This window comes from Streptomyces microflavus (genome assembly GCF_014650075.1).
Taxonomy (GTDB): domain Bacteria; phylum Actinomycetota; class Actinomycetes; order Streptomycetales; family Streptomycetaceae; genus Streptomyces; species Streptomyces microflavus.
Genome location: NZ_BMUG01000022.1, coordinates 25,359 through 36,888, shown reverse-complemented (window position 1 = coordinate 36,888; position 11,530 = coordinate 25,359). Strand labels below are relative to the sequence as shown.

The 11,530-nt window shown below is 72.2% G+C and carries 10 protein-coding genes; 4 read left to right on the top strand and 6 right to left on the bottom strand.

Going from position 1 to position 11,530, the window contains the following annotated elements; translation table 11 throughout:
- The coding region (gene recA / locus IE264_RS37120) for a recombinase RecA (RefSeq protein ID WP_190167889.1) at positions 1-749 on the bottom strand (749 nt) is incomplete at its 3' end.
- A 424-nt stretch (positions 750-1,173) separates the two neighbouring features.
- Between recA and IE264_RS37115 the strand changes: the two genes are divergently transcribed.
- The 3 genes from IE264_RS37115 (at position 1,174) to IE264_RS37105 (ending at position 6,932) form a co-directional block, all read left to right on the top strand.
- Positions 1,174-2,763: a S8 family peptidase gene (locus tag IE264_RS37115; protein WP_032760709.1), complete on the top strand. Its 1,590-nt coding sequence runs from the start codon at positions 1,174-1,176 to the stop codon at positions 2,761-2,763.
- Between the two features lie 262 nt (positions 2,764-3,025).
- The gene (locus tag IE264_RS37110) at positions 3,026-5,887 is read left to right on the top strand and encodes an ATP-binding protein (RefSeq protein WP_032760710.1); all 2,862 of its coding nucleotides are present in this window, start codon (positions 3,026-3,028) and stop codon (positions 5,885-5,887) included.
- A gap of 160 nt (positions 5,888-6,047) precedes the next feature.
- The gene (locus tag IE264_RS37105) at positions 6,048-6,932 is read left to right on the top strand and encodes an SDR family oxidoreductase (protein ID WP_032760726.1); all 885 of its coding nucleotides are present in this window, start codon (positions 6,048-6,050) and stop codon (positions 6,930-6,932) included.
- A 64-nt stretch (positions 6,933-6,996) separates the two neighbouring features.
- Here the strand turns inward: IE264_RS37105 and IE264_RS37100 are convergent, their stop codons facing one another.
- Positions 6,997-8,124, bottom strand: coding sequence for an AI-2E family transporter (locus IE264_RS37100; protein ID WP_015611872.1), 1,128 nt, complete (start codon positions 8,122-8,124; stop codon positions 6,997-6,999).
- A gap of 160 nt (positions 8,125-8,284) precedes the next feature.
- Positions 8,285-8,479: a DUF3046 domain-containing protein gene (locus tag IE264_RS37095; protein ID WP_015611871.1), complete on the bottom strand. Its 195-nt coding sequence runs from the start codon at positions 8,477-8,479 to the stop codon at positions 8,285-8,287.
- Positions 8,480-8,559: 80 nt separating this feature from the next.
- Here IE264_RS37095 and IE264_RS37090 point away from each other — a divergent pair, with 80 nt between their 5' ends.
- Positions 8,560-9,474, top strand: coding sequence for a hypothetical protein (locus IE264_RS37090; RefSeq protein WP_032760711.1), 915 nt, complete (start codon positions 8,560-8,562; stop codon positions 9,472-9,474).
- Between the two features lie 12 nt (positions 9,475-9,486).
- On the opposite strand, the gene IE264_RS37085 is transcribed toward IE264_RS37090, so the two are convergent.
- From IE264_RS37085 to IE264_RS37075, 3 genes are read right to left on the bottom strand one after another with little or no spacing between them, the layout of a single operon-like run.
- Positions 9,487-9,792, bottom strand: a complete 306-nt coding sequence (locus IE264_RS37085) for an AzlD domain-containing protein (protein WP_032760713.1) — start codon at positions 9,790-9,792, stop codon at positions 9,487-9,489.
- On the bottom strand, positions 9,789-10,604 hold the full coding sequence (locus tag IE264_RS37080; RefSeq protein ID WP_032760727.1) for an AzlC family ABC transporter permease: 816 nt from the start codon (positions 10,602-10,604) through the stop codon (positions 9,789-9,791). The genes IE264_RS37085 and IE264_RS37080 overlap by 4 nt, the downstream gene beginning before the upstream one ends.
- 22 nt (positions 10,605-10,626) lie before the next feature.
- The gene (locus IE264_RS37075) at positions 10,627-11,478 is read right to left on the bottom strand and encodes an AraC family transcriptional regulator (protein WP_032760714.1); all 852 of its coding nucleotides are present in this window, start codon (positions 11,476-11,478) and stop codon (positions 10,627-10,629) included.
- Between the last annotated feature and the right edge of the window lie 52 nt (positions 11,479-11,530).

The window sequence follows — 11,530 nt, the reverse complement described above, 5'->3', positions numbered from 1 at the left end:
TTGTTCTTGACGACCTTGACACGGGTGCGGTTACCGACTGCGTCGGTGCCGTCCTTGAGCGTCTCGATGCGCCGGATGTCCAGGCGCACCGAGGCGTAGAACTTCAGCGCCCGGCCACCGGTCGTGGTCTCCGGGGAGCCGAACATCACGCCGATCTTCTCGCGGAGCTGGTTGATGAAGATCGCCGTGGTCTTGGACTGGTTGAGCGCGCTGGTGATCTTGCGGAGGGCCTGGCTCATCAGACGGGCCTGGAGGCCCACGTGCGAGTCACCCATCTCGCCCTCGATCTCCGCACGGGGCACCAGGGCCGCGACGGAGTCGATCACGATCAGGTCCAGGGCGCCGGAGCGGACCAGCATGTCGACGATCTCCAGCGCCTGCTCACCGTTGTCCGGCTGGGACAGGATGAGGCTGTCGATGTCGACGCCGAGCTTCTTGGCGTACTCCGGGTCCAGCGCGTGCTCGGCGTCGATGAACGCCACCGAGCCGCCGAGCTTCTGCGCGTTCGCCACGGCGTGCAGCGTCAGCGTCGTCTTACCGGAGGACTCCGGCCCGTACACCTCCACCACACGGCCGCGCGGCAGACCGCCGACGCCGAGGGCGACGTCGAGGGCGGTCGATCCCGTGGGGATGACCTCGATGGGCTCGTTCGGCCGCTCGCCGAGGCGCATCACCGCGCCCTTGCCGAACTGTCGTTCAATCTGTGCGAGTGCGGCGTCCAGCGCCTTCTCGCGGTCGGTTCCTGCCATGGGTTCCACCCGATTTGCTTGAGTCGATCGCTTCACGTCAAAGACGCTAACCCCTGCCACTGACAATGGGCCTCGACGTCCTCCCGGCCTGTGGACAACTCCACAGTCGGGCCCGGAAAAACCCGGCCGAAATCCATGAGAATGGATGTTCGATTTTGGTGTCAAGCGCACCACGCTGCCGGAACGGTTGGGTACACCTACGCATTGTTCGACCTGCCCCCATGGCTCGATTCTTCCTGAGGCGGCGGTGGCTCCGCCCCTCGTGCATCTGCCGGCCCCCCAAGATCGGCATCCGCCGTACGAGGTCGACGACCCATCGTCCGGAGCCCCCGCCGTGCCCCTTCCTTCGCCCGCACCCGGTGTTCGCCGTGCGCGGGCCCCGCCGGACCCGAGCCGGTCCGGCCAACCCCTCAGGAGGAATCGCATGGTGTCTCAAGCTGCGGTGTGGCGTGTCGCCGCTGCCGCGTGTGCCGTCGGAGCACTGATCGCCGGTGCCGGTACGGCAGGAGCGGCACCCACCCCTCCGCCCGGCGAAGGCCGCATCCTGGGCGCCGACCGCGCCGGCGCGGTGCCGGGCTCGTACATCGTCACCTTCAAGGACTCGGTGGCGCGGGCGGATGTCGGCAAGGTGGCGAAATCCCTCGCCGGGCGGCACGGCGGCAAGGTCGGCCACACCTACAGTGCGGCGCTGCGGGGCTTCTCCGTGAAGGTGGACGAGGAACAGGCCCGGCGGCTGGCCGCCGATCCCTCCGTCGCGCGGGTGGAGGCCGACGGAGTCGCGTACGCCCTGGGCACCCAGAACGACCCGACCTGGGGCCTGGACCGCATCGACCAGCGTGACCTGCCGGGCGACCGGAAGTACACGTACCCCAATACCGCGTCCGATGTGACGGCCTATGTGCTCGACACCGGGATACGCACCTCGCACCAGGAGTTCGGCGGCCGGGCGGTCAGCGGCTACGACTTCATAGACAACGATGCCGTCGCCCAGGACTGCAACGGACACGGCACGCATGTGGCGGGCACGGTCGGCGGCGCGACGTACGGCGTCGCCAAAGCCGTGAAGCTCGTGGGCGTGCGCGTCCTGAACTGCCAGGGATCGTCCGGCTCCACCTGGGCCCCGGTCCTGGCCGGCATCGACTGGGTGACCAGGAACGCGGTCAAGCCCGCGGTCGCGAACATGAGCATCGGCGGCGGCCGGACCGCCTCGGTCGACGACGCGCTGGCCGCTTCGATCGCCTCCGGAGTCACCTACGTCGTCGCCGCCGGCAACGACGGGGCCAACGCCTGCAACACCTCCCCGGCGGCGGTGCCGAGCGCGGTGACGGTCGGCGCCACCGACAGCCGTGACGCCCGCTCGATCTGGCCGAGCGGCAAGTCCTCCAACCACGGGACCTGCCTGGACCTGTTCGGCCCCGGCTCCGACATCGTCTCCGCCTCCCACCTCAACGACACCGGCTCCCGCTCCGACGGCGGCACCTCCATGGCCTCCCCGCACGTGGCGGGCGCCGCGGCCCTGATCCTCTCCGCCAACCCGTCCTGGACGCCCAAGCAGGTCCACGACAAGCTGATCGCCGACGCCACCCCGAACAAGGTCACCGACGCCAAGACCGGTTCGCCCAACCGCCTGCTGCACGTCCCGAACGGCGGCACCACGCCTCCGCCCACCGGGAAGACCTTCGAGAACACCACCGGCTACCCGGTCCGCGACAACGCGACCGTCGAGGCGCCCATCACCGTGAGCGGCATCACGGGCAACGCCCCCGCGGCGCTGTCCGTCACCGTCGACATCCGGCACACCTTCCGCGGTGACCTGCGGGTCGACCTCGTCGCCCCCGACGGCGGCGTCTTCCGGCTCAAGGACTACAACGCCAACGACAGCGCCGACGACGTACGCGGGACCTTCACCGTGAACGCCGCGTCCAAGCCCGCCGACGGGACCTGGAAGCTGCGGGTGAGCGACAACTGGGTCAACGACACCGGCACGCTGAATTCCTGGTCGCTGAGGTTCTGACCGGCCGCTTCCGGTAACACCCCACCGGACCGCCGGTGATCCACGGTCCCGAACCCTGGTGGATCCCGGCGCACCCGGCCGGTGAGGCCTCTCCGCGCACTCACCGGCCGGACGGGGGGCGTCTGCGGCGCCCGCACATGCGCCGCAGGCGTCACTCCCCTTCTCACCACCGTCGCGAACGGCCATCATGAGGCCGCCGGGCGGCGCGGCCCCGCCGAACCGCCCGCCTTGCCCATGCTGCCCACGGGTGCGGAAGGAAGCCGTGAACGCCGACCCGCCGACCTCCGCCCCCGGTGTCCTGATCGGACGCTCCGCGATCCTGGACGACCTGCGTCCGGTGCTCGACCGCCGGCCCGCCGTCGTCGTGATCACGGGTGAGGCGGGGGTGGGAAAGAGCCGGCTGGTACGCGAACTCCTCACGCGGATACCGCCGTCGGGCGCCGTCACCCTGGTCGCCCGCTGCCAGGAGTCGGACGCCCCCTTCCCGTTCGCACCGCTCGTCGAGGCGCTGAGCCTCTCCCGTCCCCTCCAAGTGGACCTGACACCCCTGACCGGGGCGCTGCGGGGGCTGCTGCCCGACCTCGCGGACCTCCTGCCGCCCGCACCGCCTCCTCCGGACGATCCGCGCGCCGGACGCCATCGCGTCCTGCGGGCCCTGCGCGCGTTGACGGCATCCCTGGGGAGGGCGGTTCTGGTCGTGGAGGACCTCCAGTGGGCCGACGAGTCCACCTGCGCCTTCCTCCGTACGGTCGTCTCCGATCCGCCGCCGCACCTGGGACTCGTCCTCACCGCGCGCAGCCACACAGCTCCTCACACCGACGCGGAGGGCGGCGACGGACTCCCCTTCCCGTTGCGCCCGCCGGCTCAGGTGACGGTGGCCGAGGTCCATCTCCTGCCGCTGTCCGTGGCGGAGACCGGTGCGCTGGCCGCCGGTCTGCTCGGTGTGCGGGCGGTGCCGGAGGAGTTCGCCGACCGTCTGCACCGGTGGACGGGCGGCCTGCCGTACGTCGTCGAGGAGGTGCTGCGGCGATGGCCCGACCCCACGGCGTGCTCCACCGGGACGGCGGGGATGCCGGAGCCGCCCCTGCCCGCCTCGGTGCGCCGTGTGGTGGTGGAGCGGTTGCGTCGCCTTCCTTCGGACGCGTGGCAGGTGGTCGCCGCGGCAGCGGTTCTCGGTGACCCCGCTCCCGTACACCTACTGGGAGCGGTCGCGGGGCTGGGCGAGCGGGAGACCCGTAGTGCCCTCGCCGCGGCTCTGAAAGAAGGCGTCGTCGCGGCGGCGGGCGGAACCTACGCCTTCCCTTACGAGCTGGCGCGCCGGGCCACGTACGAGGCGGTCGCCGAACCGGAACGGCCCGTACTGCACCTGCGTGCGGCCCGTGCCCTCACCCGGCACACCGGCCCCCTCCCGCTGGTGCGGATCGCCGGGCACCACCGGAGCGCCGGCCACCACACCCATGCGGTGCGATGTCTGGAGGCGGCGGCGGACCGCGCCGCCGCGGGCGGGGACGCCGGTACGGCCACGGACCGCTACCTCGACGCCCTGCGCGGCGGCCCCTCGGCCGTCGTCCGCGACCGGCTCGCTCTGAAGCTGGCCCGTGTCGCGCTGAACGCCCGGACCGGTCCGCAGGTCCCGGCCGCCCTGCGGCAGGTGCTCGACCAGCACTCCCTCGGCCCCGGTCCGAGCGGCGAGATCCGGCTGCTCCTGGGGCTGCTGCTGCGCAACCAGTCGGGTTCCGGGCTCGAGGCGCTGGAGGAGATAGCACGGGCCGTTCCCGATCTCCTCGCCGTATCGACGGGGCAGGCCGCCCGGGCGCTGTCGATCATCGCGATCCCCTCCCTCAAGGGGTGGCCGATCGGCGAGCACCGGCGGCTGCTGGCCGAGGCGGACCGGCTGCTGCCCCGGGTCGACGAGGAGGAACTGCGCTCGGCCGTGCTGGCCAACCGCGCCACCGCCCTGGCCCTGATGGGCGACCCGTCGGCGTGGCAGGCGGTGGCCGATCTGCCCGCCGCCATCACCGGCGAGGGGGCGGCGCGGGTGCACGCCAATCTGGCGGGCGCCGCGACCGCCCTCGGCCACCCGGAGCGGGCCCGCGCCTTCCAGGCCCGGGCGTGGGAGGCCGTCCGGACGAACCATGCCCCGTACCTCGAAGCGTTCGTAGAGACCACGGACATGCTCGCCGCCTTCACGAGCGGCCGGTGGAAGGGGCTGCTGGAGCGGGCCGAGCGCGCCGAGGCGCAGTACCGGAACGTGCCCGACTTCCATGCGGAGGCCCTTCTCGTCTGCGGGCTGCTGCGCCTGCACACCAAGGGGCAGACCGATGTGGCGCGTCGCCTCCTGGAGCGGGCCGTCCGCACGACCGCGCTGGACACCGGCATCGTGCTGACCTCCGCCGCGGCCGCCGCGGTGCGGATCCATCTCGCCGCCGACCGCCCCGCGCAGGCCGTCCAGGCGATGGAGGGGGCCCTGCACCAGGTGCGCCGCACCGGAGCGTGGGTGTGGGCGTCGGCCCTCGCACCGCCCGCCGTTCAGGCGCTGGTCCGGGACGGCCGGGACACGGAGGCCCACCGGCTCGTCGCGGAGCTGGCCGAGGGCATCGCGGACCGGGACGCACCGGCCGCCCGGGCCGCGGTGCTGACCTGCCGGGCGCTGCTCGGTGCGACGAGCGGCGCGCAGGCCGGGACCGGTGGGTCCGATGCCCTGTACGCGGCCGCCGCGGACGCCTGGACGGCTCTGGAGCGGCCCTACGAGGCCGCGTACGTCAGGGAGGCCTGGGGCCTCCGGCTGCTGGCCGCCGGAGCGGCGGGCGGGCGCACCGTGCTGCACGAGGCGATCACGGCCTACCAGGACATCGACGCCGTATGGGATGTGCTGCGATGCCAGCGCGGGCTGCGGGAGCACGGCCAGGTCACCGTCCGCAGGCCCGGTGCGCTGGGGTACGGCGACCATCTCTCGCCCCGGGAGCGGGCGGTGGCCCGGCTGGCCTCGCTCGGCCTCTCGAACCGCGAGATCGCGCGGGAGCTGGTCCTCTCGCACCGGACGGTCGAGCACCACGTGGCGCGTGCGCTGCGGAAGCTGGGGTTGTCGTCCCGCACCGAGATCGGTTCGCAGCTCGGGCTCTGACGGAAAACGTGCCCTACATTAAGGCGATATGGGACCCTCTTCGCCGCCGGAAAACCCGGACAGTACCCCTGCGCCGCCGGACAGCACCCCTGCCCCGGCAGACAGTTCCCCTGTTATGGGCTCCGACTCCCCTGTCGCGGGCTCCGACCTCGCCGGGCGGGTGGCGCTCGTCGCGGGCGGCACCCGTGGGGCGGGCCGCGGGATCGCCGTGCAGCTCGGCGCCGCCGGGGCGACCGTGTACGTCACGGGCCGTACGAGCGGTTCCGAGCGCTCCGAGATGAACCGGCCCGAGACGATCGAGGAGACGGCCGCGCTGGTCGACGCGGCGGGCGGTCGCGGGATCGCCGTCCAGGTCGACCATCTGGTCCCCGACCAGGTCAGCGCGCTCGTCGCACGTATTTCGAGTGAGCAGGGTGCCCTTCACATCCTGGTGAACGACATCTGGGGCGCCGAGATCGAGTGGAACAAGCCGGTCTGGGAGTCGTCGCTCGACACCGGGCTGCACACGCTGCGGCTGGCCGTCGACACCCACGCCATCACCAGCCATTTCGCGCTCCCTCTGCTGATCGAGACCCCGGGCGGCCTGGTCGTCGAGATGACCGACGGGACGGACGAGTACAACGCGGTCAACTACCGCGTGTCCTTCTTCTACGACCTGGCGAAGGCCTCCGTGAACCGGATGGCTTTCGCGCTCGCCCATGAGCTCGCGCCGCACGACGCGACCGCCGTGGCGCTCACCCCTGGCTGGCTCCGCTCCGAGGCGATGCTCCAGGCCCACGGAGTCACCGAGGCCACCTGGCGCGACGCGATCGCGCACGCGCCGCACTTCGCGATCTCCGAGTCCCCCGCGTACGTGGGCCGGGCGGTGACCGCCCTCGCCCGCGACCCGGAGGTGGCGCGCTGGAACGGACAGTCGCTCTCCAGCGGGCAGCTTGCCCAGGTGTACGGCTTCACCGACGTGGACGGCAGCCGGCCCGACGCCTGGCGGTATCTGACCGAAGTCCAGGACCGGGGGCTGCCCGCGGACGTCACGGGCTACCGCTGACCGCCGGCGGGCGTCACGGCTCACGGCCCGTCTTTCCCCCCCACACACAGGGCCCGGGCGGGGCTCAGCCGCCCGTGCGGCCGTTCCCGCCGAGCGCTCGGCGTATCCGTGACAGGGCCGGTTCCCCGCGCCGCGGGCGGGGGCCGCCGTGCACCCTGGGGTCGTCGGTGACGTCGTACCGCTTCACGTAGGCCCCCAGGAAGGCCTGGAGCGTGGCGATGGCGGGGATGGCGATCAGTGCGCCGACGGCGCCCAGCAGGGCCGTCCCGGCGATCACCGAACCGAAGGCGACGGCCGGGTGGATGTCGACGGTCTTGGATGTCAGCTTGGGCTGGAGTACGTAGTTCTCGAACTGCTGGTAGACGACGACGAATCCGAGCACCCACAGCGCGTACCAGGGGTTGACGGTGAAGGCGATCAGCATCGGCAGGGCGCCCGCCAGATAGGTGCCGATGGTGGGGATGAACTGCGAGACGAGCCCGACCCAGACGGCGAGCGCCGGAGCGTAGGGCACGCCGAGGACGACCAGCAGGATGTAGTGCGCGACGCCGGAGATCAGTGCCATCAGGCCGCGCGAATAGATGTAGCCGCCGGTCTTGTCGACCGCGATCTCCCAGGCGCGCAGCACCTCGGTCTGCCGGGCCGGCGGGAGTACGGAGCAGAGCGCGCGGCGCAGCCGGGGACCGTCGGCCGCGAAGTAGAAGGAGAACAGGAAGATGGTCAGCAGCCGGAACAGCCCGCCGAGAACGGTGGTGGAGACGTCGAGCACCCCGGTGGCGCTGTTCTGGACGTACTTCTGCAGCCAGTCGGAGTGCAGCAGGCTGTCCTGGACCTCGACCCGCGAGAGCTCGGTGCGGAAGGTCTGGTTGACCCAGTTGATCACCGAGTCGATGTACTTGGGGAAGTCGTCGACCATGTCGACGATCTGGCCGGCCAGCATCGATCCCAGCAGGACGACGAAGCCGACGCTGAAGATCATCAGGCCGATGAAGACGAGGAACGTGGCCATCCCCCGGCGCATGCCGCGCGCCGACATCCGGCCCACAGCGGGCTCGATGGCCAGCGCGAGGAAGAACGCGATCAGCACATTGGTCAGCAACCCGATGACCTGGTCGAACGCCCAGCTGCCGAGCTGGAAACAGGCGTAGAGCGCCAGGGCCAGCACCATCGCCCGCGGCAGCCAGCCCGGCATACGGGCGGGCGCCGGACCGGTGGGCGGTGCGGGGGGCTCGGCGGGCGGTGCGGTGGGCGGCTGGGCCGGGACGGTCTCGTCTGTCGATGACACGGGACAAGTCTCGCCTACGCCACCGACAGCCGGTTCCCCGGCCGGGCGATACCGGGGGCGGGCGGCGTCAGCGCTTGTCCGCGGGGACGTCCATGGACGTGCAGACCGCGCGCCAGACGTCCTTCGCGTCCCAGCCGACGTCCAGTGCCTGGTGCACCGTACGGCCGCCGAGTTCGGCCATCACATGGTCACGGGCGAAGGAGTCCGCGTACGCGGCACCGAAGTGGTCCGCCATCCGCTCCCAGAAAATCGTCAACCGCATGCCACCAGTATCGCGCTCCTGAGAGTGCAGCCCGTCCGCCGGGCATGTGCCGGAGCCTCTTTCCCCTCTACGGTCGGTCCATGGCTGGAACCGGAGCAGATCCCCTCGTCCGTGCCGAACACTTCATCTGGCTCACCGCCCGCGTCCTGGAACAGCGGAGGTTCGCCCATCGCTTCCTCGACGGTGACCCGGACCCCGTGGAGACGGCGCTCACCGCCTACCGGAACGAGGACGGCGGCTACGCCCACGCGCTGGAACCCGATCTCCGCGGTCCGGTCAGCCAGCCGCTGCACACCGCCCACGCGCTCAGCGTCCTCGACTCGATCGGCCGCTGCGAAGGACTGCGCGTGGAGCGGATCTGCCGCTATCTGAGCGACGTGTCGACCAAAGAAGGGGCGCTGCCCGCGCTGCTCCCCTTACAACGCGGATATCCCGCCGCACCGTTCGTCCCCCTGGTCGACGACCCACCCGCAGAGCTGCTGGCGACCGGTCCGATCGTCGGACTGCTGCACCGCAATGAGGTGTGGCACGCCTGGCTGTTCCGGGCGACGGACTTCTGCTGGAGCGCCGTCGACGCCCTGGAGCAGTCGCACCCCTACGAGATCGAGGCCGCGATCGCCTTCCTGGACGGGGTTCCGGACCGGACCCGCGCCGAGCGGGCGGCGGACCGGCTGGGCCGGCTGGTGCGCGGCCAACGGCTCGCGGTACTGGATCCGGCCCGGCGGGCGGAGTATCCGGTGGCGCCGGGCTATGCGCCGGGCGAGCACCACTTCCCGCACGACTACGCCCGTACGCCCGGGTCCCTGGCCCGCCGCTGGTTCACCGACGGGGAGCTGGAGCGCTCGCTCGACCACCTGGCGGCCGAGCAGCAGGAGGACGGCGGCTGGCCGGTGAACTGGCGGCAGTGGGCGCCGGGCACCGCTCTGGAGGGGCGGCCCCTGGTGACGCTCAGGGCCCTGGAGACGCTGCGGTCCTACGGCCGTCCCCTCGGCTGACCGGGGTGTCGCTCACCCCAGGGCGCGGACGCCCGCCGTGACCACCACGGCCGCGCCGACGACCACCAGGAAAGGGGCGCGCAGGATCAGTGCGAGCGCCGCGGCGGCGAGTCCCGCTGCCCGGGCGTCGAGGACGAGCTGCTGCCCGTCGCCGAAGGTCTGCTGCGCGGTGAGGGCCGCCAGCAGCGCCACCGGCAGCAGGGTAGCCATCCGCTGTACGAGCGGTCGCTCCAACACTCCCGCGGGGACCAGCAGGCCCGCGTACTTGGCGAGGTAGCAGCCTGCCGCGGTCAGCCCGATCGCTATCCAGACGTTCATGAGTCCCGTCCGCCCTTCTTCTCCGTCGTCTCCTTCTGTGAGGCCGTCGCCGCTCCCCGCCTGCGCCGTCCCATCAGGAAGAGGACGAGGGGCGCGGCGAGCGCGGACAGCAGGACCGGCACTCCGGCCGGCAGGACGGGCAGCAACGTCAGGGCCAGCAGCACGGCGACCCCCGCTGTGACGCGTTCGGTGGTGCTCCTGAGCATCGGTGCGAGCAGCGCGAGGAAGACGGCGGGACTGGCCGCGTCCAGGCCCCAGGCCTCGGTGTCGCCCAGCGCCTCGGCCCCCATCGCACCCACCAGGGTGGTGAGGTTCCACAGCACGTAGAGGGTGAGTCCGGTGACGGTGAAGCCGATGCGGGCGGACCGCCGGTCGGGCTGGGCCACCGTGACCGCGGTCGTCTCGTCGATCACCCAATGGGCGGCGAAGGGGCGCAGGGCACGCGGAAAGGCCAGCAGTTGGGAGAGCCGCAGCCCGTAGAAGGCGTTGCGGACGCCCAGGAAGAACGCTCCGGCCGCCGCCGTGTACGGGTTGCCACCCGCGGCCAGCGCGCCGACCAGGGCGAACTGCGAGGCGCCGGTGAAGACGAAGAGGCTCAGGGCGCAGATCTGGAGCAGGCTGAGCCCGGACCCTGCGGCGGTGACGCCGAAGGCGAATCCGGAGAGCCCTACGGCGATGCCGACGCCGAGCGCGTCCCGGACGACGGCCGCGTCCGGCTTGTGCGGTGGGGCGTCGGGCGCCGGGCCGGGCGGCCCGGCGGATATGGCACCGATCGCGCCGGTGCTCTCTGGGGGTGCTGTCTGTTCTGCCACGCGCCGCACGTTACGGGGGCGGTCAGGGCCCGGTCTTGTACGTTCTTGCGCGCTCACGCCGGTACGCGCCGGGCGGGACCCCCACGATCCGGGTGAAGTGCCGGTTGAGGTGCGGCTGGTCCGTGAATCCCACGGCGACCGCGGCGTCGGCGGGGGCGATGCCCGCGTCGAGCAGGCGACGGGCCCGGCGCACCCGGGCGTCGGTGAGCCAGGTGTGGGGCGGCATCCCGTACTCCTTCTTGAAGGCCCTCAGCAGCGCGAAGGGGCTGGTGCCCAGCTCGGCGGCGAGCGTCTCCAGCGTGGGCGGCGCGTCCATCCGCCCCTCCAGCGCGAGGCGGGCGCGTTCGGCGTCCCGCGCGCCTCCGGCCCGGGGCGTCACGCTGGGGAGCGAGCTGCCGTGCCGGTCGAGGAGGCGGACGACCAGAACCCGCAGCAGGGTGTCGGCGGCCAGCGCGTTGCCCTCCTCCGCGGCCCGGTGCACCTGGGTGATCAGCCGGGCGGCGTAGGGGTCGGTCACGCGGTTCTCGGCGAACCCGACCGTGCCGCGCAGGGGCGTCACCTCGGCCGCGATGTCGTTGATCACCTGGGCGGAGGGGTACAGCGTGTCGTACGCCCAGCCCTCGGGCTGCCCGGGGCGGGCGGTGTGCGGCACCTCCGGGTTGATCATCACAACGGTGCCGGGGATCGCGTGGACCATGCCGCCCGGCAGCCCCACGTCCTCCACCCCACCGGTGACCGCCCCGAACACATACCCCTCGTGGCTGTGCCGGGGGAAGGTGTGGCGGACGTACCGGGCGCGCAGGAGATCGAGGTCGGGCAGCTCCGCGTACGTCCAGTGCCGCGCCCACTCCTTCGCCCGATCCGCTCCCGCCATGTCCACATTCTCGCAGGTCCCGGCGGTGCGACGCAGGGTGAGGGGGTGGCCC